Source organism: Kineococcus auxinigenes, from assembly GCF_050871525.1.
In the GTDB taxonomy this organism is placed as follows: Bacteria; Actinomycetota; Actinomycetes; order Actinomycetales; family Kineococcaceae; genus Kineococcus.
Map to the genome: position 1 here is coordinate 48,097 of NZ_JBKBCT010000010.1, position 24,378 is coordinate 72,474.

25 protein-coding genes are annotated in these 24,378 nt (G+C 75.1%); 19 read left to right on the plus strand and 6 right to left on the minus strand.

Annotated features, from left to right (window positions below; translation table 11 throughout):
• Positions 1-56 precede the first annotated feature (56 nt).
• From ftsH to ACRYR9_RS05450, 6 genes are read left to right on the plus strand one after another with little or no spacing between them, the layout of a single operon-like run.
• Entirely contained in the window at positions 57-2,024 is a 1,968-nt protein-coding gene (gene ftsH / locus ACRYR9_RS05425) for an ATP-dependent zinc metalloprotease FtsH (protein WP_432493099.1), read from the plus strand.
• Positions 2,021-2,635, plus strand: coding sequence for a GTP cyclohydrolase I FolE (gene folE / locus ACRYR9_RS05430; protein WP_432493097.1), 615 nt, complete (start codon positions 2,021-2,023; stop codon positions 2,633-2,635). The genes ftsH and folE overlap by 4 nt, the downstream gene beginning before the upstream one ends.
• Entirely contained in the window at positions 2,632-3,504 is an 873-nt protein-coding gene (gene folP / locus ACRYR9_RS05435; protein WP_432493095.1) for a dihydropteroate synthase, read from the plus strand. The genes folE and folP overlap by 4 nt, the downstream gene beginning before the upstream one ends.
• A complete protein-coding gene (gene folB / locus ACRYR9_RS05440) occupies positions 3,501-3,914 on the plus strand; it encodes a dihydroneopterin aldolase (RefSeq protein WP_432493093.1) in 414 nt (137 codons plus the stop codon). Before folP ends, folB begins: the two co-directional genes overlap by 4 nt.
• Positions 3,911-4,432 (plus strand): 2-amino-4-hydroxy-6-hydroxymethyldihydropteridine diphosphokinase, encoded by a 522-nt coding sequence (gene folK / locus ACRYR9_RS05445; protein WP_432493091.1) that lies wholly within the window; start codon positions 3,911-3,913, stop codon positions 4,430-4,432. The genes folB and folK overlap by 4 nt, the downstream gene beginning before the upstream one ends.
• A complete protein-coding gene (locus tag ACRYR9_RS05450; RefSeq protein WP_432493089.1) occupies positions 4,429-4,905 on the plus strand; it encodes a DUF3180 domain-containing protein in 477 nt (158 codons plus the stop codon). Before folK ends, ACRYR9_RS05450 begins: the two co-directional genes overlap by 4 nt.
• On the opposite strand, the gene ACRYR9_RS05455 is transcribed toward ACRYR9_RS05450, so the two are convergent.
• The 4 genes from ACRYR9_RS05455 to ACRYR9_RS05470 all read right to left on the minus strand — a co-directional run bounded on the left by ACRYR9_RS05455 (position 4,845) and on the right by ACRYR9_RS05470 (position 10,835).
• Complete coding sequence (locus ACRYR9_RS05455) at positions 4,845-6,767, minus strand: diguanylate cyclase domain-containing protein (protein WP_432493087.1); 1,923 nt, start codon at positions 6,765-6,767, stop codon at positions 4,845-4,847. The genes ACRYR9_RS05450 and ACRYR9_RS05455 overlap by 61 nt on opposite strands.
• 113 nt (positions 6,768-6,880) lie before the next feature.
• Entirely contained in the window at positions 6,881-8,491 is a 1,611-nt protein-coding gene (locus ACRYR9_RS05460) for a methyl-accepting chemotaxis protein (protein ID WP_432493085.1), read from the minus strand.
• A 96-nt stretch (positions 8,492-8,587) separates the two neighbouring features.
• Positions 8,588-9,625, minus strand: coding sequence for an endonuclease/exonuclease/phosphatase family protein (locus ACRYR9_RS05465; protein WP_432493083.1), 1,038 nt, complete (start codon positions 9,623-9,625; stop codon positions 8,588-8,590).
• A 7-nt stretch (positions 9,626-9,632) separates the two neighbouring features.
• Positions 9,633-10,835: an ABC transporter ATP-binding protein gene (locus tag ACRYR9_RS05470; RefSeq protein ID WP_432493081.1), complete on the minus strand. Its 1,203-nt coding sequence runs from the start codon at positions 10,833-10,835 to the stop codon at positions 9,633-9,635.
• Positions 10,836-10,933: 98 nt separating this feature from the next.
• Between ACRYR9_RS05470 and ACRYR9_RS05475 the strand changes: the two genes are divergently transcribed.
• Positions 10,934-11,434 (plus strand): PH domain-containing protein, encoded by a 501-nt coding sequence (locus tag ACRYR9_RS05475; RefSeq protein ID WP_432493181.1) that lies wholly within the window; start codon positions 10,934-10,936, stop codon positions 11,432-11,434.
• Entirely contained in the window at positions 11,431-12,966 is a 1,536-nt protein-coding gene (locus ACRYR9_RS05480) for a PH domain-containing protein (protein ID WP_432493079.1), read from the plus strand. The genes ACRYR9_RS05475 and ACRYR9_RS05480 overlap by 4 nt, the downstream gene beginning before the upstream one ends.
• A gap of 52 nt (positions 12,967-13,018) precedes the next feature.
• On the opposite strand, the gene ACRYR9_RS05485 is transcribed toward ACRYR9_RS05480, so the two are convergent.
• Entirely contained in the window at positions 13,019-13,195 is a 177-nt protein-coding gene (locus ACRYR9_RS05485) for a hypothetical protein (RefSeq protein WP_432493077.1), read from the minus strand.
• A gap of 85 nt (positions 13,196-13,280) precedes the next feature.
• Positions 13,281-13,991: a methyltransferase domain-containing protein gene (locus tag ACRYR9_RS05490; RefSeq protein ID WP_432493075.1), complete on the minus strand. Its 711-nt coding sequence runs from the start codon at positions 13,989-13,991 to the stop codon at positions 13,281-13,283.
• Between the two features lie 349 nt (positions 13,992-14,340).
• Between ACRYR9_RS05490 and rfbF the strand changes: the two genes are divergently transcribed.
• From rfbF to ACRYR9_RS05545, 11 genes are all read left to right on the plus strand, one after another.
• Complete coding sequence (gene rfbF, locus ACRYR9_RS05495) at positions 14,341-15,153, plus strand: glucose-1-phosphate cytidylyltransferase (RefSeq protein WP_432493073.1); 813 nt, start codon at positions 14,341-14,343, stop codon at positions 15,151-15,153.
• Positions 15,154-15,180: 27 nt separating this feature from the next.
• Positions 15,181-16,227 (plus strand): NAD-dependent epimerase/dehydratase family protein, encoded by a 1,047-nt coding sequence (locus tag ACRYR9_RS05500; protein WP_432493071.1) that lies wholly within the window; start codon positions 15,181-15,183, stop codon positions 16,225-16,227.
• The gene (gene rfbC, locus ACRYR9_RS05505; RefSeq protein ID WP_432493069.1) at positions 16,224-16,769 is read left to right on the plus strand and encodes a dTDP-4-dehydrorhamnose 3,5-epimerase; all 546 of its coding nucleotides are present in this window, start codon (positions 16,224-16,226) and stop codon (positions 16,767-16,769) included. The genes ACRYR9_RS05500 and rfbC overlap by 4 nt, the downstream gene beginning before the upstream one ends.
• Positions 16,766-18,055, plus strand: coding sequence for an NAD(P)H-dependent oxidoreductase (locus ACRYR9_RS05510; protein ID WP_432493067.1), 1,290 nt, complete (start codon positions 16,766-16,768; stop codon positions 18,053-18,055). The genes rfbC and ACRYR9_RS05510 overlap by 4 nt, the downstream gene beginning before the upstream one ends.
• Positions 18,056-18,147: 92 nt before the next feature.
• Positions 18,148-19,086 carry a Rossmann-like and DUF2520 domain-containing protein gene (locus ACRYR9_RS05515; RefSeq protein WP_432493065.1) on the plus strand — a complete coding sequence of 313 codons (939 nt, stop codon included), beginning with the start codon at positions 18,148-18,150 and terminating at the stop codon, positions 19,084-19,086.
• On the plus strand, positions 19,079-19,936 hold the full coding sequence (gene panC / locus ACRYR9_RS05520; protein ID WP_432493063.1) for a pantoate--beta-alanine ligase: 858 nt from the start codon (positions 19,079-19,081) through the stop codon (positions 19,934-19,936). Before ACRYR9_RS05515 ends, panC begins: the two co-directional genes overlap by 8 nt.
• A gap of 52 nt (positions 19,937-19,988) precedes the next feature.
• Positions 19,989-21,515 carry a lysine--tRNA ligase gene (gene lysS, locus ACRYR9_RS05525; RefSeq protein ID WP_432493061.1) on the plus strand — a complete coding sequence of 509 codons (1,527 nt, stop codon included), beginning with the start codon at positions 19,989-19,991 and terminating at the stop codon, positions 21,513-21,515.
• A 43-nt stretch (positions 21,516-21,558) separates the two neighbouring features.
• On the plus strand, positions 21,559-21,723 hold the full coding sequence (locus ACRYR9_RS05530) for a hypothetical protein (RefSeq protein ID WP_432493059.1): 165 nt from the start codon (positions 21,559-21,561) through the stop codon (positions 21,721-21,723).
• 133 nt (positions 21,724-21,856) lie between these two features.
• Positions 21,857-22,234: a histone-like nucleoid-structuring protein Lsr2 gene (locus ACRYR9_RS05535; protein ID WP_432493057.1), complete on the plus strand. Its 378-nt coding sequence runs from the start codon at positions 21,857-21,859 to the stop codon at positions 22,232-22,234.
• 174 nt (positions 22,235-22,408) lie between these two features.
• On the plus strand, positions 22,409-23,416 hold the full coding sequence (locus ACRYR9_RS05540) for an ATP-binding cassette domain-containing protein (protein WP_432493055.1): 1,008 nt from the start codon (positions 22,409-22,411) through the stop codon (positions 23,414-23,416).
• Positions 23,413-24,255 (plus strand): ABC-2 transporter permease, encoded by an 843-nt coding sequence (locus tag ACRYR9_RS05545; RefSeq protein ID WP_432493053.1) that lies wholly within the window; start codon positions 23,413-23,415, stop codon positions 24,253-24,255. The genes ACRYR9_RS05540 and ACRYR9_RS05545 overlap by 4 nt, the downstream gene beginning before the upstream one ends.
• The last annotated feature ends 123 nt before the right edge of the window (positions 24,256-24,378 follow it).

Below are 24,378 nucleotides of genomic sequence, written 5' to 3' on the forward strand. Positions count from 1 at the left end.
CCGTCGAGCGTCCGGCTGGACCGAGCAGGAGGGACAGGGGGCGTCCCCTTCCACAGATGTCGAACCTCAAGCGTGTAGTCCGCGGCCCGTGGCTCTGGATCGTGGTGGCCGTCGCGGTCGTGGCGATCGGCGCGTCCTTCTTCGCCTCCAGCGGCACCACCGAGGTGTCCACCACCCGTGCCCTGGAGCTCATCGACGAGAACCAGGTCGAGAGCGCCACCCTCACCGACGGCAACCAGCGCATCGAGCTGCGCCTGAAGGACGGCGTGGAGGTCGACGGCGCGACCACCGTGCGCTCGTACTACATCTCCCAGCGCGGCCAGGAGGTCCTGGACGCCCTGGAGGCCTCCGACGTCGAGAGCGTCACCGACGAGGTGCCGACCACGAGCCTGCTGTCGTCCCTGCTGTTCACGGTCGGCCCGATCCTGCTGCTCCTGCTGCTGTTCTGGTGGCTGATGAGCCAGATGCAGGGCGGCGGCAGCCGGGTCATGCAGTTCGGCAAGTCCAAGGCCAAGATGATGACCAAGGACACCCCCAAGACGACGTTCGCCGACGTCGCCGGCGCCGACGAGGCCGTCGAGGAGCTCCACGAGATCAAGGAGTTCCTGGAGGACAACGCCAAGTTCCTCGCCGTCGGCGCGAAGATCCCCAAGGGCGTCCTGCTCTACGGCCCGCCCGGCACCGGCAAGACCCTCCTCGCGCGCGCCGTCGCCGGCGAGGCCGGGGTGCCGTTCTACTCGATCTCCGGTTCGGACTTCGTGGAGATGTTCGTCGGCGTAGGCGCCTCCCGCGTGCGCGACCTCTTCGAGCAGGCCAAGCAGAACGCCCCCGCGATCATCTTCGTCGACGAGATCGACGCCGTGGGCCGGCACCGCGGCGCGGGCCTGGGCGGCGGGCACGACGAGCGCGAGCAGACGCTGAACCAGCTGCTGGTCGAGATGGACGGCTTCGACGTCAAGACGAACGTCATCCTCATCGCCGCCACGAACCGCCCCGACATCCTCGACCCGGCGCTGCTGCGCCCGGGCCGCTTCGACCGCCAGATCGCGGTGGAGGCCCCCGACATGGAGGGCCGGCACAAGATCCTGCAGGTGCACTCCAAGGGCAAGCCGATGGCTCCCGGGATCGACCTGCTCTCCGTGGCCCGCCGCACACCGGGCTTCTCCGGCGCGGACCTGGCCAACGTCCTGAACGAGGCGGCGCTGCTGACCGCCCGCGCCGGCGCCAAGGTCATCGACGACGCCGCCCTCGACGAGGCCATCGACCGCGTCATGGCCGGCCCGCAGAAGCGCACCCGCCGGATGGGCGAGAAGGAGCTGAAGGTCACCGCGTACCACGAGGGTGGTCACGCGCTGGTGGCCGCGGCGCTGCCGAACACCGACCCGGTGACGAAGGTGACGATCCTGCCGCGCGGGCGGGCCCTCGGCTACACGATGGTGCTGCCCACGGAGGACAAGTACTCCACCTCGCGCAACGAGATCCTCGACCAGCTCGCGTACGCCCTGGGCGGTCGCGTCGCCGAGGAGCTCGTCTTCCACGACCCGACCACGGGCGCCAGCAACGACATCGAGAAGGCCACCGGGATGGCCCGCAAGATGGTCACCCAGTTCGGCATGAGCGAGCGCATCGGCGCGATCAAGCTCGGCAGCGGTGGCGGTGAGGTCTTCCTCGGCCGCGACATGGGCCACGAGCGCGACTACTCCGAGGGCGTCGCCGGCATCGTCGACGAGGAGGTCCGCCGCCTCATCGAGGCCGCCCACGACGAGGCGTGGGAGATCCTCGTGGAGCACCGTCAGGTCCTGGACGACCTCGTCGTCGCCCTGCTGGACAAGGAGACCCTCAACCAGGCCGAGCTGGCGGAGATCTTCGCGCCCGTCGTGAAGCGCCCGCAGCGCCCGGTGTGGCTGTCCAGCGACCGCCGCCACGTCTCGGACGTGCCGCCGGTGACGGGCCCGCGCGAGCGCGCCGCCCTCAACGGCCACGGTGCGCAGGTCCCGCTGAACCGCACCCACGAGGAGCCGTGACCGGCGGCACCACCGCTCCGGCCGGCCCCCCGGCGCGCACGGGCGTCGACACCGCGCGCGCCGAGGCCGCGGTCCGGGAGTTCCTGCTGGCCATCGGCGAGGACCCGGACCGCGAGGGCCTGCGCGACACCCCCGCCCGCGTCGCCCGCGCGGCGGGGGAGCTGTTCGCCGGCCTGTCGCAGGAACCGGCCGACGTGCTGGTCACCGACTTCGGCCTCGAGCACGACGAGCTGGTCCTGGTGAAGGACATCGAGCTGCAGTCCACCTGCGAGCACCACCTGCTGCCCTTCCACGGCGTCGCGCACGTCGGCTACATCCCCGGCGAGCACGGCCGCGTCACGGGCCTGTCGAAGCTGGCGCGCCTGGTCGACGTCTACGCCCGCCGCCCGCAGCTGCAGGAGCGCCTGACCACCCAGGTCGCCGACGCCCTCGTGGACGGGCTGCACCCGCGCGGCGTCATCGTCGTCGTGGAGTGCGAGCACTCCTGCATGACGTACCGGGGCGTGCGCAAGCCGGGCGCGAAGACCGTCACCTCCGCGGTGCGCGGGGGCCTGCGCCACCCCGCCACCCGGGCGGAGGCGATGAGCCTCATCGTGGCGGGGCACCGGTGAGCGCCCCCGCGGGTCCGCTCGCCGCCCTGCTGGAGCCGGGCCGCTGCCGCGTCGTGGGGGTCGTCAACGTCACGGCCGACTCCTTCTCCGACGGCGGGCGCTTCCTCGCCGCCGGCGACGCCGTGGCGCGCGGCCTGGCGCTGGTCGCCGCCGGCGCCGACGTGGTGGACGTGGGCGGGGAGTCCACCCGCCCCGGGGCGGGCCGGGTGGACGCCGCCGAGGAGCTGCGCCGCGTGGTCCCCGTGGTGCGCGAGCTGGCCGGGCGCGGCGTCGCCGTGAGCGTGGACACGATGCGCGCGCAGGTCGCCGTGGCGGCGGTCGAGGCCGGCGCGGTGCTCGTCAACGACGTCTCCGGCGGCCTGGCCGACCCGGCGATGGCACCGGCCGTGGCGGGCCTGGACGCCGGGTACGTGCTCTCGCACTGGCGTGGGCACTCCGACGTCATGGCCTCCCTGGCCGTCTACGGCGACGTGGTCGCCGAGGTCGAGCGTGAGCTGGCCCGGCGCCTGGACGCGGTCGCCGCCGCCGGCGTGGACCCCGAGCGCGTCGTGCTGGACCCCGGCCTGGGCTTCGCGAAGGTCGCCGAGCACGACTGGGCGCTGCTGGCGGCCCTGCCGCGGCTGGCCGCGCTGGGCCGCCCGCTGCTGGTGGGCGCCTCCCGCAAGAGGTTCCTGGGGGCGCTGCTGGCCGCCGGCGACGGCACCGTCCCGCCGCCCGCGGGGCGCGACGACGCCACGGCCGCGGTCTCGGCGCTGGCCGCGGCGGCGGGCGCCTGGGGTGTGCGGGTGCACGAGGCGGCGGCCTCGGCGGCCGCCGTGCGGGTCGCGCGCGCGTGGGCGCTGGCGGGTGCGGGGGTGGCGGTGCCGTGAGCTCCCTGGAGGCCGCCGGGCCCGTCCTCGGCGCGGACGGGCGGGTGCTGGACCGCATCGTGCTGCGGGGCCTGCGCGCCGTGGGCCGGCACGGGGTCTTCGACGCCGAGCGCCGCGACGGGCAGCCGTTCGGCCTGGACGTCGCGCTGCACCTGGACGTCGCCGAGGCCGCCGCGGGCGACGACCTGTCCGCGACCGTCGACTACGGCGCGCTGGCCGAGGAGCTGGTGACGGTCCTGACGGGCGAGCCGGTCGCGCTGCTGGAGACCCTCGCCGAGCGGGTGGCGGCCGCCTGCCTGGCCCGCTCGCCGCGGGTGGTGGCCGTGGACGTCGTCGTGCACAAGCCGCGCGCGCCGCTGGCCGTCCCCTTCGACGACGTGGAGCTCGCGGTGCGCCGGGTGCGGGCGTGAACCCCACCGGGAACGCGCACGGGCCCGGTGCCGCGGCGGTGCCCGTCGTGCTGTCGCTCGGCGCGAACCTGGGCGACCGGGCCGCGGCGCTGGCCGCGGCGGTGGCCGAGCTGCGCGCCGCGGACGGCCTCGTCGTCGAGGCCGTGTCCGAGCCGCTGGCCAGCGCACCGGTGGGGGAGGTGCTGGAGCAGCCGGAGTTCCTCAACCTCGTGGTCCTGGCGCGCACGAGCCTGCCGCCGCGGGAGCTGCTGGCGCTGTGCCACGAGGTGGAGCGCCGCGGCGGCCTGGACCGCTCGGCCAAGGTGCCCGGCGGCCCGCGGCCCATCGACGTGGACGTCGTCGCGCACGGCGCGACGGTGCTGGACGAGCCGGACCTCGTCCTGCCCCACCCGCGCGCGCACGAGCGCACCTTCGTGCTGGCGCCGTGGGCGCAGCTGGACCCCGGCGCGGTGCTGCCCGGCCCGCGCGGCGGCCCGGTGCGCGACCTCCTGGACCGCCTGGTGGGGGAACGGGCGTGAAGCCCACCCGCCCGGGGGTCCTGCTGGCCGTGGGGTTCCTCGCCGCGGTGCTGTCCTGGTCGGGGCTGCGGGCGTGGACGGCCACCGGTTCCGCCGAGCCGCTGCTGCTGTGGCGCACGACCCTGACGATCGCGCTGCTGGCGGTGGCCGTGTTCGGGCTGGGCTGGCCGGTGCGGCAGTGGGTGCGCGGCGACCGCGCCCGGCGCATCGACGCGCTGCGCGCCGCGCGCACCGCGGTGCTGGCGAAGGCCGCGTGCGTCGCCGGCGCCCTGCTGTCGGGGCTGTCGACCGGGTTCGCCGTGCACTACCTGCCGACCCTGGAGATCGTCGCGCGCCGCGAGCAGTTCCTCGTGGCCCTCGCCGACCTCGCCGTCTCCGTCGCGCTGCTGGTCGCGGGCCTGGTGGTGGAGCGCTACTGCCGGGTGCCGCCCGAGGACGACCCCGGCGAGGGCGCGGAGCGCGCGGGCACCTGAGGCGGCACCCGGTGCGGCCGCCGCGCGGGGCCGGGGCCCACGTGCACCCGCCCCTTGCCGGCGCGCTTGGCCGTGTACATCGCGGCGTCGGCCGCCGCCACCAGCCGCTCGGCGGTCTCCTCGAGGTCCGGTCCGCTGCGGTGGCCGGGCCGCCCCGCCCCGCCCGCGGCGGCCACGCCCACGCTCACCCCGACGCTGAAGCCGCCGGCCGCCACCCCCACCGGCTCGCGCAGCACCGCCACCAGGCGCTCGCCGAGCGCGACCACCTCGCCGGGGTCGCCGGTGCCGGGGCGCACGACGGCGAACTCGTCGCCGCCGGAGCGCGCGAGCGTGTCGCCCTCGCGCAGGCACGCCGCGAAGCGGGCGGCGACCTCGCGCAGCACGGCGTCGCCCGCCGCGTGCCCGGCGGTGTCGTTGACGTCCTTGAAGCCGTCCAGGTCGCAGTACAGGACCGCGGCGGGGCCGGCGGCGAGGGCGTCGCGCAGGCGCTCGCCCAGCAGGACCCGGTTGGGCAGGCCGGTCAGCGCGTCGTGCCGGGCCTGGTGCAGCAGCGCGGCCTCGGCCGCGCGCCGAGCGGTGACGTCCTCCACGAGGCACAGCAGGTAGGGCGCCGCACCGTCCCGGCCCGGCACGGGTGCGGCCGACAGCAGGCCCCGGCGGACGTCGCCGCCGGCGTGCAGGTAGCGCCCTTCCAGCAGGGCGCGGTGCTCCGCCCCGGTGCGCGGCGGCCCCTCCAGGACCGCCCGGTGGGCGGGGGCGTCGCCCGGGTGCAGCAGGTCCGCGAAGCGCAGCCGCCGCAGGGCCGTCTCGTCCCGGCCGGTGAAGGCGCACGCGGTGGCGTTGACCTCCAGGACGCGGCCACCCCCGCCACCGACCATGAACATGGCCACGGGTGCGGTGTCGAAGGCGAGGCGGAAGCGCTGCTCGGAGGCGGTGAGCCGGGCGGAGCGCTCCTGCACCTCGCGGTACGCCTCGCGCAGCTCGGCGTCGAGGCGCTGGCGCTCCTCGCGGTGCAGCACCAGGGGGGTGACCACGCCGATCAGCACGAGCGCCAGCAGCTGGGAGTACAGGGCGGCGCGCGGTTCGGGCAGGGTGGCGAAGGGGCCGTGCTGCCAGACGAGGACCAGCAGGGCGTCGCCGGCCACGGTCGTGCCCAGGGCTGCGAGCGGGGCCAGCCGCAGCCCGGTCCACACGGACAGCGGCGTCATGAGGAACGCCAGCGGCAGGCTGCTCGGCTGCGCGTAGAGCCAGCCCAGGGACGCGCAGGTCGCGACCGCGACGAGCAGCACCTCGCTGCGCCCGGCCTCGGCCCGCACCGGGGTGCGCGTGCGGTCCCCGACCCACAGCCACAGCACCGCCACCGCGAGGGTGCTGGCGGTGTGGCGCACGGTCCAGGACAGCAGGTCCTCGACCGCGCGGTCGGTGCCCACGGCGGGGCCGGCGGCCCCGACCCCCACGAGCGCGCCGGCCAGTGCCCCGCTCACCGCGGCCAGGGTGAGGACCCACACGTCCCGGGGCCGGCGCAGCCGGAACCCGCGGGGCTCGAACCGCTGGTGCACCCAGCAGGCCGCCAGCGCCTGCACCGCCCCGGTGGCGGCGAGCAGGGTCGCCGGTCCGGCGGGCTTGCCCGTGAGCAGCTGCGCCGCCGTGCCGGAGACCAGCAGCAGCGCCGCGTCGCGCCACCGCTCGCGCGGTGAGCGCCAGGACCTCGCCAGCCAGACGAACCCGATGCCCGCCGCCGGCCACACCACGGCCAGGGGGGAGCCCTCGGGCGCCGAGGCGCGCCCGAGCAGGACGGCGGTCGCGTGCAGGAGCGCGAAACCGGCCGGGACGGCCGCGCGGCCGAGCCGGGAGCGGTTCACCCCAGGAGCATCGGGTCCGCGGGCGCCGGGGTTGAGGTCCCGGCACACCCGCGCCGCGGCGCACGTCGCCCGGGGAACCGGTGCCCCGGACCCCGGGCCGCCGGGAGAGCGCGTCAGGCGCGGAAGCGGCCCACCAGCTCCTGCAGCCGGGCGGACGTCTGCGCGAGCTCGCGCGCGACCACCTCGCCCTCCGCGAGGGAGGCGCTGGTGGCGCGGGTGGCCGCGGCGACCCCGTCGATGCTGCCGGCGATGCCCGCGGCGCCACCGGCGGCCTCACCCACGCTGCTGCTCATCGCGGCGGTCGTGGCGGTCTGCTCCTCCACGGCCGAGGCGATGGTGCCCTGGTAGTCGCTGATGGTGCCGACGATGCGGGTGATGTCCGCGATGGCCCGCACCGCGCCCTCGGTGTCGGTCTGGATGGTCGCCACCCGGCGGGAGATGTCCTCGGTGGCCTGGGCGGTCTGCTGGGCCAGTTCCTTGACCTCGCCGGCGACGACGGCGAAGCCCTTGCCCATCTCGCCGGCGCGGGCCGCCTCGATGGTGGCGTTCAGCGCCAGCAGGTTCGTCTGCTCGGCGATGGCGGTGATGACCTTCACGACGTTGCCGATCTCGGCGGAGGACTCCCCGAGCTTGGAGACCGTCTCGTTGGTGCTGGAGGCGACCTCGACGGCCTCCTGCGCCACCCGGGCCGCGTCGTTGGCGTTCTGGGAGATCTCGTGGATCGACAGGCCCATCTCGGAGGCGCCGGCGGCCACGGTCTGCACGCTGCTGGAGACGTCCGCGGCGGAGGCGGCGACCACGTCGGCCTGACCGGCGGCCTCCTGGGCGCTGGCCGCGATCTGCTCGGTGACGCCGGCGAGGCGGCGGGAGCTGTGGTCGAGGGTGCCGGTGGACTCCGACAGCTGGCGCACGAGGGAGGCGATGCCCTCGCGCGCGCGGTTGACGGCCCCGGCCATGGCACCCAGCTCGTCGCGGGAGTGCACGGTGGCGGCGACCGTCAGGTCCCCGTCGGCGACCGCGTCCAGGGCGGCGCCCACCGAGCCCAGCTGGCGGCGCACGGTGCGGACCACGAACACCGCCAGCGCACCGGCGAGCGCCAGGCCCGCCAGGAGGGCGGCGACGACGACGGTGCGCACCCGCCGGTACTCGGCGCCCGCCTCCTCGCTCTTGGCCTGCGCCGCCTGCGCCTCGGCCTCCTGCAGGGCGGTGATGGCCTCGTTGAACCCGTTCTCGGCCGTGTTGAACCGGGGCCCGATCTCCGTCGCGGCGGGCATCGTGAACCCGGCCGGGGGCGTCTGCTGGAACATGATGACGTCGCGCAGCGCGACGTAGTCGGCGTAGGAGGCGCGCACGTCCTCGACGGCGGCCGCGGCGGCCGGGCCGGTGGCGCCGGCGGCGTAGCGCTCCAGCGCCTCCTCGACGACGGCGTCCGCCTCCTGCGCCGAGCTCAGGGCGTCCGCGTGGCCGGCGGCGTCGGCGGCGATGCTGTTCAGCAGCGAGGCGCGGTACATGGCGGTGATCCCGCCGCGCACGGTGGCGATCTCCTGCATGCCGTCCACGTGCTCCGCCTTGACGGCCTTCAGCTCGGTGTCCAGGTCGGCCATGCCGCTCACGCCCAGGGCGCCCACGCCGACGGCCACCGCCGACGCGGCGAGCACCGCTGCGGAGATCTTGGCGGTCACCGAGCGGTCGGCGAGCAGTCGGCGGGTTCCAGGGGCGTCCACGGGGTCCTCCTCGACGGGCGGACGCCCCGGGTGGCGGTTCCACCGGCGCGTCCTCACCCCGTGACGTCGGCGCCCCCGCGCGTCCCCTTGAGCGCTTCACCCCTCCCAGCGCAGGTCCGCCACGACGGGCGCGTGGGTGCTGCCGCCTGCGGCGCCCTCGGCGTCCGCGACCGGTTCCAGCCCGGCGGTGAGCACCACGTCCACGCGCGCGTACCCCGGGTTGGACCCGCGCGTCAGCTGCGGGCGGGTGCCCACCGCCCGGTGCACGTCGGTGAGGCCGCCACCGTCCGGCCCGTCGCCGGTGAGCACCCGCAGCGGCTCGTTGAAGTCGGAGGAGTTCAGGTCCCCGCCGAGCACGACCGGCCCCGCGGCCGCCAGCTCGCGCGCCACCCGCGCGTAGCGGCGGGCCTCGGCCACGCGCGTGGCGGCGGCCTGCGTCGTGCCGCCCGCGGGGTTGTTGTCCCGACCCCAGGGCGAGCACCCCAGGCACGGGGAGGCCAGGTGCAGCGAGAGCACGGGCAGTTCGGCGGGACCACCCAGGGCGCCGGCGTCCAGGACCACCACGTGGGCCGGGCGGGCCCCCTCCGGCAGGCCCGTGACCGGACGGGTGGAGGCGATGGGCACCGTGGACCACACGGCGTCGCCGTCGGTGCCGCCGCCGCCGTCGCCGCCCACGCGGCTCGCCGCCCCGTACCAGCGGTGCGCGTACTGCGGGTACTGCTCGTCCAGGTACCGCCGGGCGGCGGGGCTGACCTCCTGCAGCAGCAGCACGTCGGGCTGCCACCGCTGCACCAGCAGGTCCAGCCCGTCCAGGCCGCGGGTGCCGGTGAGGTTGAACGTCGCCACCCGCAGGTCCGCACCGCCGCCGCCGCGCCCGGGCAGGGCCAATGGGCCCAGCAGCGCCCCGGCCGCCACGGCGGGTGCCACGACCGCCGCCAGTACCCCCCACGCCCGCACCGCCACGGCCACCGGCACGACCACCAGCGCCGGCGGCAACCACCAGAACGCGGTCAGCCCCGCCACGTAGGTCACCGCCGTGCCGTCGCCGAGCACGACGACCGCCCCCAGCGCCGCGCTCGCGCCGGCGCCGTACAGCACCGCCAGCGACCGGGTGAGCCGGCCGACGGCGCTCACCGCCGCATCACGCCGTGCCGCTGCCGTCCGGGCCGGTGGGCTGCTTGCTGCCGCGCAGCGCGGTGTGCACGACGTCGGGGGTGATGACGCCCAGGAACTCCGCCCCGTCCAGCACGGGCAGGAACCGCAGCTCCTGCGCCAGCAGCGCGGAGAAGGCCGTGCGCATCGTCTCGGCCCGCTGCACCGTCACGTCGAACGGCTGCGTCCAGTCCGCGACGCGGCCGGCGCGGTCGCCACGGCGCATCGCCTCGGTGAGCGGGGCCCGGGGCACCCACCCGACCAGCTCCCGGCGCTCGCCGTCCAGCACGATCCCCCAGGAGCGGCCGTCCACCTCCAGCGCCGTCGAGGCGTACGCGACGCCGTCGCCGGGGGCCAGGGTCGTGGGGGTCTCCAGGTCCTCGGGCCGGATGGGGGTGACGGCCAGGCGGCGCAGCCCGCGGTCGGAGCCGACGAACTCCACGACGAAGCCGGTGGCGGGCTCGGACAGCAGGGTCGCGGGGTCGGCGTACTGCTCCAGGTGCCCGCCGGTGGACAGCACCGCGATGCGGTCGGCCATCCGCACCGCCTCGTCGAGGTCGTGGGTGACGAACAGCGCCGTCTTGCCCAGCTCGGTCTGCAGGCGGCGGAACTCCACCTGCAGCCGGTCGCGCACCACCGGGTCCACGGCGCCGAACGGTTCGTCCAGCAGCAGCACCGGCGGGTCGGCGGCCAGCGCGCGGGCCACCCCGACGCGCTGCTGCTGCCCGCCGGACAGCTCCGCGGGGTAGCGGCGCCCGTGGACGTGCGGGTCCAGCCCCACCAGTTCCAGCAGCTCGTCGGCACGCTCGCGGCGCCCCTTCGCGTCCCAGCCGAGCAGCTTGGGGACGGTGGCGACGTTGTCGCGCACGGAGCGGTGCGGCAGCAGCCCGCCGGCCTGGATGACGTACCCGATGCCGCGGCGCAGCTCGACGGCGTCCACGCCGGAGGTGTCGCGGCCGTCGACGAGCACCCGGCCGCTGGTGGGTTCCACGAGCCGGTTCACCATCCGCAGGATGGTGGACTTGCCGCAGCCGCTGGGGCCGACGAGGGCCACGAGCTCACCGCGGCGCACGTCCAGCGTCAGCTCCCGCACCGCCTCGGTGCCGTCGCGGTAGCGCTTGCCGACCCCCTCGAAGCGGATGGCGACGTCGTCCGGCGCCACCTCCGGTCCGCTGCCACCCTCGACGATCACACCGGGAGCCTCGCCGACGCCGCCGCGCGGCGCAACGCGTCTGGCACCCTGACGGGGTGGACCACGGGGCGGATCACGGGGACGGCGGGCGCGACGCGGTGGACCGCGGGGCCGGGCCGGTGGACCCGTTCGACCCGCCGGGCGTCACGTGGCAGCGGGTGTCGCCGCGGCTGGCGACGTCCCAGCGCGTGACGGCCACCGCCTGGGCGGCTCCGGTGCTGCTGGTACTGCTGGTGCTGGCGGTGCTGCTGACGTGGTGGATCGCGATCGGCGCCGCCGTCGTGGCGGCGCTGTGGGCGTGGGCGTGGTGGCTGACCGGCCGGCAGGTGCCCGCCTGGGGCTACGCCGAGCGCGACGACGACCTCCTGGTGCGCCACGGCCTGCTGTTCCGCTCCCTGGTGGTGGTGCCGTACGGGCGCCTGCAGTACGTGGACGTGCAGGCGGGCCCGGTGGACCGCCGCTTCGGGGTGGCCAAGGTCCAGCTGCACACCGCCTCCCCGGACTCCGACGCGGCCATCCCCGGCCTGCCGCCGGAGGAGGCCGCCCGCCTGCGCGACCGCCTCGCCGCGCGCGGCCGGGCCCGGTTGGCGGGCCTGTGAGCGGCGCCCGCCCCGAGGAGCCGCAGCCCGCCGAGCCGGCGCCGGAGCCCGCCGAGCCGGCGCTGGAGGTCGTCGACCCCGCCGTCGCCGGGCACCTGGACGCCCCGACGCGCGCGGTCCTGCAGGACGCCGGCTGGCGGCGGCTGCACCCGGTGACCCCGGTGCTGCGGGCGTGGAAGATCGTCGCCGCCGTCCTCGCCTTCGCCGTCGTCCAGAACGTCGACGACCTGGCGCGCATCGACGTCGAGGCGTGGCTGCTCGCGCTGATCCTGCTCGGCGGGCTGCTGGTGCTGGCGCTCGTCGGTGCCGTCTACAGCGCCGTCGCGTGGCGGCGCACCCGCTACCGCGTGGACGCCGAGGCCGTGCACGTGGAGCACGGCGTGCTGTGGCGCCAGCAGCGCAGCGCCCAGCTGGACCGGCTGCAGGCGGTGGACGTGGTGCGCCCCCTGCTGGGGCGGCTGCTCGGGCTGGCGGAGCTGCGCCTGGAGGTGGCCGGCGGGTCCGGCAGCCAGGTCTCGCTGGCGTACCTGCGCGAGGACGAGGCGCAGCGGGTGCGCAACGCGCTGCTCGCGGCCGCCGCCGGCGTGCGGGTGGACAGCGACGAGCACGGCACCGTCAGCGCGCCGGAGGCTCCGCAGCGGCCGGTGGTGCACGTGCCGCCGGGCCGGCTGGTCGCGGCGACGCTGCGCTCGCTGTCCACGGTCCTGGTGGTGCTGGCGGCGGTCGGGCTGGTCGTGGGGTGCGTCCTCGCGCGCACCACCACGCCCCTGGTGGCGGCGCTGCCGGGCGTGCTGGGCGTCGGCTCCGCGGTGTGGCAGCGCTTCAGCCACGGGTTCAACTTCACCGTCGCGCACTCCCCGGACGGCATGCGCCTGACCCACGGCCTGCTGGAGCAGCGCTCCCAGACGGTGCCCCCGGGGCGGGTGCAGGCCCTGCGCATCACCCAGCCGCTGCTGTGGCGCCGGCCCGGCTGGTGGCGCGTGCAGGTCAACGTCGCCGGGTACGACTCCGGCCCGGGCGAGGACGGGCAGGAGGCCGCCACCGTGCTGCCGGTGGGCACCGAGGAGGAGCTGGCCCGGGTGCTGGCGCTCGTGCTGCCCGCGCTGGGCGCGAGCGGTCCCGGCGGCGCCCTGGACCTGGTGCGGGACGGGCTGACGGGCCGCGACGCGCAGGGCGGGTACACGGCGGTGCCGCGCGCGGCCCGCTGGCTGGACCCGGTCGCCTGGCGCCGCGACGGCTACCTCGTCACCGAGCACGCGTTCCTGGCGCGCAGCGGGCGGCTGGTGCGGTGCCTGGACGTGGTGCCGCACGCCCGCACGCAGAGCCTGGGGCTGGCGCAGGGGCCGCTGCAGCGGCGCATGGGCCTGGCCAGCGTCGCGCTGCACTCGACGTCCGGGCCGGTGAAGCCGCGGGTGGACCACCTGGCGGCGCCGGTGGCGGCGCGGCTGCTGGCCGAGCAGTCGCAGCGGGCGCGCCTGGCGCGCGAGAGCGCGGGGCCGGAGCGCTGGATGTCGACCGACGAGGCCGGCTGAGCCGTCCGGGGTGATCGCGCGGGCACCCGCGGCGGTCGACCTCAGCCGCGCGTCAGCGGTGCGTGCCTCCGCCGCGGCGGCGCAGCTGGGAGACGGCGGCGTCGATCCTCCGCCGGGTCGCGGGGTCCTTGGCCGCGGCCTGGACCCGCCGGGCCGCCTGCTGGGTGAGCCGGCGCCCCTGCGGCGTCGACATGAACCTGGTGACCTTGCCGAGCAGTCCTGCGGCCACTTCGCCCTCCTCGTCCTGTGGTGCTGTCCTGCACCGAACGTTCTCGCGCGCCGCCCGCTCCCGCCACCGGGGCGTGCGGGCCGGGTCAGTCCTTGCGCAGCACCACGGCGACGTCGGTGACGGTGAACAGGAACTCCCCGGCGCCGGCGCTGCGGCGCAGGCCCTCGATCCAGCCGGCGGCGCGGGCCGCCAGCGAGGGGTCGTCGGCGACGGCGGAGAGCACCCCGGTGGCGACCTTCCAGGCCACCGAGCCCTCGTCGAAGCGGCGGTGCGGGTCGGCCCAGGAGTGCACCGACCGCACGGTGAAGGAGCTGCGGGCGGCGTGGCGCAGCAGCTTGCGGCCGGCGAAGCCGTCGGTGGGGGAACCGCCGGCGGGGGCGTGGGCGACGAAGCGGTCCAGCAGGGTGCGGGTCAGGGCGTCGTCGTCGCTGGTGAACAGGGCGGTGTCCCAGTCGGAGTGGGCCAGCACGGCGGTGCCGCCCGGGCGCAGCACCCGGTGGACCTCGGCGAGGTGGGCGTCGACGTCGTGCAGGTGCTCCACGGCGTTGAGGGAGACGGCGACGTCGGTGCTCGCGTCGTCCAGGGGGAGGGCGGACAGGTCGGCGATGTGCGCGCGCACCCGCTCGTCCAGCAGGAGGTCGTCGTCGAGGGTGGAGCCGACGTCCACGGCGTGCACGAGGCGTGGGCCGGAGCGCAGCAGGGCGCGGGTGGTGCGCCCGGAGCCGCAGGCCAGGTCCAGCACCACCGACCCCGCGGGGGGGTCGGCGAGCGCTGCGATGTTCTCGAACCGTCCCACGGGCAGGAGCGTATGCCCGCCGCCGTGGTGCCGCCGGTGCGGATCCGTGCGCCGGGAGGCCGCACGTTGGTTCCTCTGAGTGACGGGCTCCCATCGCAGCGTGTTCATCGGGGGGCGCGGTGCCGCCGGACGGGGAGTCTTGCGATCAGGATCCGCGTATCCGGCCTCGTGCCGGAGGCCCTGTAGTAGCCTCGGCACGCATCTCGACGGAGAACTGGCGGCGCGAATTCGTGGGGGGTTCGATCCGCCGCCGGGGAACGTCTCCGAGTGTGGCCCCCACCTGTCCACGGCTCCGCTACCGCGGGCGCCGGACGACGTCCAGTCGGATCGAGTGAGGGAACAACTGACGATGAGCGATGCCACGCCCGTGTCCGAGATCCCGGTGGTCATCCTCTGCGGGGGCATGGGGACCCGCCTGCGCGAGGCCAGCGAGAAGCTGCCCAAGCCGCTGGTGGACATCGGCGGCCGGCCGATCCTGTGGCACATCATGAAGCTCTACAGCGCTCACGGCTTCCGCAAGTTCGTGCTGTGCCTGGGCTACAAGAGCGACATGATCAAGCGGTACTTCCTGGACTACCGGATCAACGCGGGCGACTTCACGCTGAACCTCTCCTCCCAGGACGACCCGACCTACCACACCAACGGTGTGGAGGAGGACTGGGAGATCACCTTCGTCGAGACCGGTCTGACCACCGCGACCGCGGCCCGCATCAAGCGCGTCGAGCAGCACCTGACCGCCGACAAGTTCCTCCTCACCTACGGCGACGGCCTCGGCGACGTCGACATCGCCAAGTCCCTGCGCGACCACGAGGCCGGCGGCCGCCTGGCCACCGTCACCGCGGTGCACCCGAGCTCGCGCTACGGCGAGATGCACGTCACGGGCGACACCGTCACCGAGTTCAACGAGAAGCCGACCCTGGCCGACGGCTGGGTCAACGGCGGGTTCTTCGTCTTCGACCGCGCCTTCGCGGACAAGTACCTCGAGGACGACCCCGACATGATGCTCGAGCAGAAGCCGCTGCAGACCGTGGCCCGCGACGGCCAGCTCACGGTCTCCCAGCACGAGGGCTACTGGCTGGGCATGGACACCTTCCGCGAGTGGACCGAGTTCAACAAGCTCTGGGACTCCGGCAAGGCCCCGTGGAAGATCTGGGAAGACTGAGAAACCCCTAGGAACCGGAGAAGCGCAGTGAAGATCGTCGTCACCGGGACCGAGGGCTACCTCGGCTGCCTGCTCGCCCCCACCCTGCTCGAGACCGGCCACTCGGTGCTCGGCATCGACACCGGCTACTACAAGCAGGGCTGGCTCTACAACGGCGTCACCGCCTCGGTCGAGACGCTCGCCAAGGACATCCGCCACATCACCGCCGACGACCTGCGCGGTGCCGACGCGGTCGTGCACATGGCGGAGCTGTCCAACGACCCGCTGGGTGAGCTCATCCCCGACGTCACCTACGTCGTCAACCACAAGGGCTCCGTGCGCCTGGCGGAGATGGCCAAGGCCGCGGGCGTCTCCCGCTTCGTCTACATGAGCTCCTGCTCGGTGTACGGCGTCGCCGACGACACCGTCGACGAGACCTCCCCGGTCAACCCGCAGACCGCGTACGCCGAGTGCAAGGTCATGGTCGAGCGCGACCTCTCCCCGCTCGCGGACGACGACTTCTCCCCGACGTACATGCGCAACGCGACCGCCTACGGCGCCTCGCCGCGCCAGCGCTTCGACATCGTGCTGAACAACCTCGCCGGCCTGGCGTTCACCACGGGCAAGATCGCCATGACCTCCGACGGCTCGCCGTGGCGGCCCCTGGTGCACGGCCTGGACATCGCCAAGTCCATCCGCGCCGTCCTCGACGCCCCCCGCGAGGCGATCCACGACCAGGTCTTCAACGTGGGCGACTCCCAGCAGGTCTACCGCGTCCGCGAGATCGCCGAGGCCGTCGGCCGCGCCCTGCCCGAGGCCCGGATCACCTTCGGCGAGAGCAACGGCGACAACCGCAGCTACAAGGTGAACTTCGACAAGATCCACTCGACGCTGCCCGGCTTCTCCTGCGACTGGGACGCCGACAAGGGCGCCGCCCAGCTCGTCGAGGTCTTCAAGGCCATCGACCTGGACGAGGAGACCTTCAAGGGCCGCGGCCACACCCGGCTCAAGCAGCTCGAGCACCTCATCAGGACGGGGCAGCTCGACAAGGAGCTGTTCTGGAACTACCAGCCGACCAGCGGGATCGCCCAGTGAAGATCACCACGACCGACATCGAGGGCGTCGCCATCGTCGACCTCGAGGAGCGCGCCGACGAGCGCGGGTTCTTCGCCCGCACCTTCTGCCGCGACGAGTTCGAGGCCGCCGGGCTGATCCCGGCCGTCGAGCAGTGCAACCTGTCGTACAACCACCTCGCCGGCACGCTGCGCGGCATGCACACCCAGGTCGACCCGGCCCCGGAGGCGAAGCTGGTGCGTTGCACCGCCGGCGCCATCCAGGACGTCATCGTCGACCTGCGCGAGGGTTCGCCCACGTACCTCAAGCACGTGGCCGTGGAGCTGACCGCGCAGAACCGCCGCGCGCTGTACGTCCCGCCGTACTTCGCGCACGGGTACCTCACGCTGACCGACGGCGCCGAGGTCGTGTACCAGGTCAGCCAGAAGTACACCCCGGGCACCGAGCGCGGCCTGCGCTACGACGACCCGGACCTGGCCCTGCCGTGGGCCCGCGACGTCGCCGTCATCAGCGACAAGGACAAGTCCTGGACGCTGCTGGCCGACGGGGCGGTGCTGTCGTGATCATCGTCGACAACGCCCTGAAGCAGCGCCAGGCCGAGGGCCGCCCGATCCGCGTCGCCCTCGTCGGCGCCGGGTTCATGGGCCGCGGCGTGGTGAACCAGGTCGTCAACTCCGTGCCCGGCATGGACCTCGTCGCCATCGCCAACCGCACCGTGTCCAAGGCGCGCGACGCCTACGAGCAGGCCGGGCTGACCGGCGTGGTCGAGGCCGACGACGCCGCCGCCGTGGACAAGGCGATCTCCGCCGGCACGCCCGTGGTCTCCGCCTCCTACGAGGCGGTCGTCGACGCCGGCCAGGTCGAGGCCGTCATCGAGGCCACCGGCAACACCGAGTACGGCGCCCACGTCGTCGTGCGCGCCATCGAGTCCGGCAAGCACGTCGTGCTGCTCAACGCCGAGGTCGACGGCACCGCCGGCCTGGCGCTGCGCAAGCGCGCCGAGAAGGCCGGCGTCGTCTACACCGGCGCCGACGGCGACCAGCCCGGTGTGCAGATGAACCTGCTGCGGTTCGTGCGCTCCATCGGCGTCACCCCGCTCGTGGCGGGCAACATCAAGGGCCTGCAGGACGAGTACCGCAACCCCACCACCCAGGAGGGGTTCGCGAAGAAGTGGGGCCAGGACCCGTACATGGTGACGAGCTTCGCCGACGGCACCAAGGTGTCGTTCGAGCAGGCCCTCGTCGCCAACGCGGCCGGGTTCACGGTCGAGCGGCGCGGCATGCGCGGTGCCGACCACCACGGCCACGTCGACGAGCTGACCGCGAAGTACGACGTCGACCAGCTCAAGGAGCTCGGCGGCGTCGTGGACTACGTCGTCGGTTCCAAGCCTGGCCCGGGCGTGTACGTCCTGGGCACCCACGACGACCCCAAGCAGCAGCACTACCTCAACCTGTACAAGCTGGGCGAGGGGCCGCTGTACTCCTTCTACACGCCGTACCACCTGTGCCACTTCGAGGTCCCCCTCACCGTGGCTCGTGCGGTGCTGTTCCGCGACGCGGCGATCGTGCCCGGCGACACCGTCACCGTGGAGGTCGTCACCACGGCCAAGACCGACCTGGCGGCGGGGAAGACGATCGACCGCCTCGGCGGGTACGACACCTTCGGCGTGGCCGAGCGCTACGACGTGACGAAGGCGCAGAACCTGCTGCCGATGGGCGTCGCCGAGGGCTGCACCCTCAAGCGCGACGTCAAGAAGGACGAGGTCCTCACCTACGACGACGTCGTCCTGCCCGAGGGGCGCCTCATCGACGCCCTGCGCGCCGAGCAGGCGGCGATCCTCGCCGACTGAGACGCCCCGCCCTCCCGGACGCCCGCCCCGACCACCCGGTCGCGGCGGGCGTCCGGCGTCCGGGGGCGCCGGGACGGGGTTAGGGTTCCGCGGTGAACTCCGCAGGGCGCCTGGACGTCGCCGTCGTCGGCGCCGGCCGCGTCGGGCCCGTGCTGGGCGCCGCGCTGCGCGCGTCGGGCCACCGCGTCACCGGGATCGCCGCCCGCACCCGCACCTCCGCCGAGCGCGTCGAGGCGCTGCTGCCCGGCGTGCCGTGGGTGGAGCCCGCGCAGGCGTTCGCCGCGGACCTCGTGGTCCTCGCCGTGCCCGACGACGTCCTCGGACCGCTGGCCGCCGGCCTCGCACCGCACGCCCGCGCCGGGCAGCTGGTGGTGCACACCTGCGGCCTGCACGGCACCGCGGTGCTCGAGCCGCTCACCGCCGCCGGGGCCATGCCCGCGGCCCTGCACCCGGCGATGACGTTCACCGGCACCTCCCTGGACCTGGGCCGGCTGCGCGGGGCCGTCGTCGCCGTCACCGTGCCGCCGCTGCTGCTGCCGATCGCCGACGCCCTGGTGCGCGAGTGGGGCGCCACGCCCGTGCCCGTCGCCGAGGAGGACCGGCCCGTCTACCACGCTGCCCTGGCCCACGGCGCGAACCACCTCGTGACGCTCGTGGCGCAGGCCCTGGACGCCGCTCGCGAGGCGGTCGGCGACGCCGCGCCGGACGTCCTGCGCCCGCTGCTGAGCGCCGCCCTGGAGGGCGCCCTGGACTCCGGCAGCGCGGCCCTGACCGGACCGGTCGCCCGCGGCGACGCGGGCACCGTCGCCGCGCACCTGCGGGTCCTGGACGAGCGCGCCCGGGCGGGGACCGCGGCGACGTACGCGCAGCTCGCCAGGGTGGCCGCCGACCGGGCCGCCGCAGCCGGGCGGCTGGGGCCGGAGGCGGCCGTCGCCGTGCGGGCTGCGGTGTCGGAGTTCGAGGCGGGGTTCGAGGAGGGGTCCCGGGCGGCACGCGCCCGGCGGAGCGAGGAGCAGCAGGACCGTGGCTGAACTGGTCGTCGCGCGCACGCGCACGGAGCTGAGCGCCGCCCGGGCGCGGCTGGAGGGGCCCGTCGCGGTCGTCATGACGATGGGCGCGCTGCACGCCGGGCACGCGCAGCTGATCGAGCGGGCCCGCTCGCGCGCCGCCTCGGTCGTGGTGACGGTCTTCCTGAACCCGCTGCAGTTCGGCCCGGGAGAGGACCTGGCGCGCTACCCGCGCACCCTGGACGACGACCTGGCGCTGGCCGCCGAGCACGGCGCGGACCTGGTGTTCGCCCCAGCGCCGGACGTCGTCTACCCCGACGGCGAGCCCGGTGTGCGGGTCAGCGCCGGGCCGCTGGGTTCCGTCCTGGAGGGCGCCAGCCGCCCCGGCCACTTCGACGGCGTCCTCACCGTCGTCACCAAGCTGCTGCACCTGACCCGCGCCGACCTGGCGTTCTTCGGGCAGAAGGACGCCCAGCAGCTGCTGCTGGTGCGCCGCGCGGTGCGCGACCTGGACCTGGGCGTGGAGGTCGTCGCCGTGCCCACCGTCCGCGAACCCGACGGCCTGGCGATGTCCAGCCGCAACCGCTACCTCACGCCCTTCGACCGCCAGGTCGCGCTCGTGCTGCAGCGCGCCCTGGCGGCCGGTGCGGCGGCGGCCGCCGAGGGCCCCAGCGCGGTGCGCCGGGCGGCCCGCGACGTCCTGGTCGCCGAACCCGCCGCCCGCGTGGACTACCTGGCGCTGGTCGACCCGCACGACCTGGCCGACGTCCCGGAGCACCACCGCGGCGAGGCGCTGCTCGCGGTGGCGGCCCGGGTCGGTTCCACCCGGCTCATCGACAACGTCCCGCTCGTCGTCGGCCGCGGCGAGGGCTGAGCGGCGCCGTCGCCGGGTCCGGGGCGTCCCCGCGCGCGGCTAGCCTTGCCGGGTGAGCGATCAGCAGGGGGAACCGGTGGACGCGGGGGCCGACGAGGAGTTCGAGGACCTGCCCGAGCAGGTGCGGGTCCGCCGCGAGAAGCGCGACCGCATCCTCGCCGCGGGCGGGGAGGCCTACCCGGTCGGCGTGCCCCGCACGCACTCCCTGGCGCAGGTGCGCGAGGGCTGGGCGCACCTGCAACCCGGTGAGGAGACCGACGACGTCGTCGGCGTGACCGGGCGGGTGGTGTTCCTGCGCGGCACCGGGAAGCTGGTGTTCGCGACCCTGCAGGAGGGCGACGGCACCCGGCTGCAGGCGATGCTCTCGCGCGACGGCGTGGGCGAGGACGCGCTGGGCGCGTGGAAGTCCGACGTGGACCTGGGCGACGTGGTGTTCGTGCGCGGCCGGGTGATCTCCTCCAAGCGCGGCGAGCTGTCCGTGATGGCCGGCTCCTGGGCCATGGCCGCCAAGGCGCTGCGGCCGCTGCCGGTGCTGCACAAGGAGCTGTCGGAGGAGACGCGGGTGCGCCAGCGCTACGTCGACCTCATCGTGCGCGAGCAGGCCCGCGCGAACGTGCGCGCCCGCTCCGCGGTGGTGCGCTCGCTGCGCCGCACCCTGGAGGACCGCGGGTTCCTCGAGGTCGAGACGCCGATGCTGCAGACCCTGCACGGCGGGGCCAGCGCCCGCCCCTTCGCGACCCGCTCGAACGCGTTCGACACCGAGCTGTACCTGCGCATCGCCCCCGAGCTGTTCCTCAAGCGGTGCGTCGTGGGCGGCATCGAGCGGGTGTTCGAGATCAACCGGAACTTCCGCAACGAGGGCGCCGACTCCACCCACTCGCCGGAGTTCGCGATGCTCGAGGCGTACCAGGCGTGGGGCGACTACGACTCCATCGGCGAGCTGACGAAGACCCTCGTGCAGACCGCCGCGGACGAGGCGTTCGGCACACGGGTGGTGCGGCTCGCCGACGGCGGCGAGTACGACCTGGGCGGGGAGTGGAACTCGATCTCCATGTACCCGTCGCTGTCGGCGTCGCTGGGCGAGGAGATCACTCCGCAGACGCCGCGCGAGCACCTCCTCGCCCTGGCCGAGCGCCTGGGCATTCCCGTGGACACCGCCCGGTGGACCCACGGAAAGCTGGTCGAGGAACTGTGGGAACACCGCGTCGCCGATTCCCTGGAATCCCCGACGTTCGTCCGGGACTTTCCCGTGGAAACGTCCCCGCTGGTCCGCGCGCACCGCGAGCTGCCGGGCGTGGTGGAGAAGTGGGACCTGTACGTGCGCGGTTTCGAGCTGGCCACCGGGTACTCCGAGCTGGTCGACCCGGTGGTGCAGCGCCAGCGGTTCACCGAGCAGGCGCGCCTGGCGGCCCTCGGCGACGACGAGGCCATGCGCGTCGACGAGGACTTCCTGCGCGCCCAGGAGCACGGGATGCCGCCCACGGGCGGCATGGGCATGGGCATCGACCGGCTGCTCATGGCCCTGACGGGCCTGGGCATCCGGGAGACCATCACCTTCCCGCTGGTCAAGCAGCGCTGAGGCGCCGGCGGGGGCGGCGGCGCGGCCGACGTACCCTGGTGCGGTGGACGCCCTCGCCGCGCTGCTGCCCTCCGCCGGCCTCTTCGTGCTCTTCGTGCTGCTGATGCGCTCGATGCTGCACGCCGACCGCCGCGAGCGCGCCGCGGCGGCCCGGGCCCGCGCCGAACGCGCCCGGGAAAGGGCCGCCTCCGACGGCGGTCCTTCCTGACGCGGACAATCGCGCTTCCGCCGCGCGTCTTCTGCCGCCTTTTTGACAAGAATCCGTGAAAGGCGCCAGACTGCCACCGGCGGCCGCATTCCCGCGAGGCGCCCCGGATTCGATCCCGAAAGGGTGCTCCCCGATGGCTCAAAGGGTTCAGGTGCTTCTCGTCGACGACATCGACGGCGGCGACGCGGCGGAGACCGTGACGTTCTCGCTGGACGGCGTGGACTACGAGATCGACCTCTCCGAGGAGCACGCCGGCGCCCTGCGCGAGGCGCTGGCGCCGTGGGTGGGGCACGCCCGCAAGGTCAGCGGCCGCACCGGCGGCGGCTCCCGCCGCTCGGCCCCCCGCGAGAAGGGGCAGGGCCGCTCCGGGTCCGGCTCGGGCTCGGGCCCGGCGCGCGACACCGGCGCCGTGCGCACCTGGGCCAAGGAGAACGGCTACACGGTCTCCGACCGCGGCCGCATCTCCGCCGAGGTCGTCCAGGCCTACGACGACGCCCACGCGTCGAGCTGACCGGCGCCACCCGGCTGATCACGGCCGCGTCCCCCACCACCGGGGGGCGCGGCCGTCGTCGTCCCAGTGCACCCCCGGGCGTACCCGGGCACAGCCGGTCGGCCGATGCCCGGCGCTCGGTCGGGGCGGCAGGCTCGGGGTCGTCCCCGCCCACGACCCAGGAAGGGCCAGCTCATGATCGAAGCGGTCGGCCTGCGCAAGGTGTACGGCAAGAAGGTGGCCGTGCACGACCTGAGCTTCACCGTCCGGCCCGGCATCGTCACGGGCTTCCTCGGCCCCAACGGCTCCGGCAAGTCCACCACCATGCGGATGGTCGTCGGCCTCGACCGGCCCACCGCCGGCCACGTCCTCGTCGACGGCAAGCCGTTCGCGCAGCACCACGCCCCGCTGTCCGCGGTCGGCGCCCTGCTGGACGCCAAGGCCGTGCACACCGGGCGCTCGGCCCGCAAGCACCTGCAGGCCATGGCCGCCACCGCCGGCATCCCGCGCCGCCGCGTGGAGGAGGTCATCGACCTGGTGGGGCTGCGCGAGGTGGCCGGCAAGCGCGCCGGCGGCTTCTCCCTGGGCATGGGCCAGCGCCTGGGCATCGCCTCGGCGCTGCTGGGCGACCCGTCGACCGTCATGTTCGACGAGCCCGTCAACGGCCTTGACCCCGACGGCATCCTGTGGATCCGCAACCTCATGAAGGACCTCGCCGCCCAGGGACGGGCGGTGTTCGTCTCCTCGCACCTGATGAGCGAGATGGCGCTGACCGCGCAGCACCTCGTCGTCATCGGCAGGGGCCGGCTCATCGCCGACGAGAGCGTGCAGTCCTTCGTGGACCGGGTGCAGCCGCGCGGCGTGGTCGTGCGCACCCCGCAGGTGGCTGAGCTGACCGAGCTGGTGCGCGCGGCCGGGGGGACGCTGCGCCCGATCGGCGACGGGTCGTTCGACGTGCGGGAGCTGTCCGCCGAGCGCATCGGAGACGCGGCCGCCGCCCGCGGCGTCGCCCTGCACGAGCTGACCACCGTCAAGGCCTCCCTGGAGGAGGCGTTCATGGAGCTGACCGCCGGCGCCGTCGAGTACCAGGCCCACGCCGGCGGCGCGGGAGCGCCGACGGCCGCCGCCCCCGCCCCGTCCACCGCGGTCCCGTCGGCGTCCGGCGTCGACGCCCGCCCCGTCCGTGAGGAGGTGTCGCGGTGAGCGCGACGACCGAGGTCAAGGGCTTCCCGCAGTACGCCGGCACCCGCTACCGGGTGAGCTTCGGCGGGCTGGTGAGGTCCGAGTGGATCAAGTTCTGGAGCGTGCGCTCCGTCGTGGTGACCATGGTGGCGGCCGTGGTCGCGATCGTCGGCCTCGGCGTGCTGATCTCGTGGGGCACCGCCAGCACCCTGGCGAACCCGGAGATCGGTCCGCAGATGGCCGCGCAGGGCGTCGACGCTACCGCGATCAGCCTCCAGGGCGCCCAGATGGCCACCCTGATCGTCGCCGCCGTCGGCGTGATCGTCATCGCCGGGGAGTTCTCCACCGGGATGGTCCGCACGACCTTCGTGACCGTCCCCGGCCGGCTGGGCGCCTTCGCCGCCAAGGCGCTCGTCCTGGCGGTGTCCGTCGCGGTGCTGTCCGCCGTCGCCGTGCTCCTCGCGTTCCTCGCCGGCCAGGCGCTCCTGGACCGCGAAGGCGTGGGCGCCTCCCTGAGCGACGACGGGGTGCTGCGGGCCCTGGCCGGCAACGTCGCCATGCTCGTGGGCGTGGCGCTGGCGGGCCTGGGGGTCGGCGCGCTGCTGCGCAACACCGCCGGCGCCATCTCCACCGTGCTGGCCGCGATCTTCGTGGTGCCGCTGCTGCTCATGCTGGTCCCGGAGTCCTGGGGCGGCGACACGATCCGCGAGTACTGGTTCAGCAACGCCGTGATGAACGCCACCGCGGTCACCGAGCAGCCGCAGTACCTGGACGTGGTGCCCGGACTGGGCGTCTTCGCCGCCTGGGTCGTGGTCCTGCTGGGTCTGGGCGCGCTGTCCCTGAAGAGCAGGGACGTCTGAGCCGCCCGGCGACCGGGGGGACGCCGGGCACCACCGAGGGGGGGGGGCGCGGGGGGGGGGGGCCCCGGTCGGGCGCGCGCCCCGGCCCGCGCGTGTTTCGGGCCCCTGCCCCCCCCGCTCGCG

Excerpts from the sequence above, each read along its gene's own strand:
- rfbF (WP_432493073.1), top strand. The coding sequence starts at position 14,341 with ATGAGCGATGCCACGCCCGTGTCCGAGATCCCGGTGGTCATCCTCTGC.
- ACRYR9_RS05535 (WP_432493057.1), top strand. The coding sequence starts at position 21,857 with ATGGCTCAAAGGGTTCAGGTGCTTCTCGTCGACGACATCGACGGCGGC.
- ftsH (WP_432493099.1), top strand. The coding sequence starts at position 57 with ATGTCGAACCTCAAGCGTGTAGTCCGCGGCCCGTGGCTCTGGATCGTG.
- ACRYR9_RS05540 (WP_432493055.1), top strand. The coding sequence starts at position 22,409 with ATGATCGAAGCGGTCGGCCTGCGCAAGGTGTACGGCAAGAAGGTGGCC.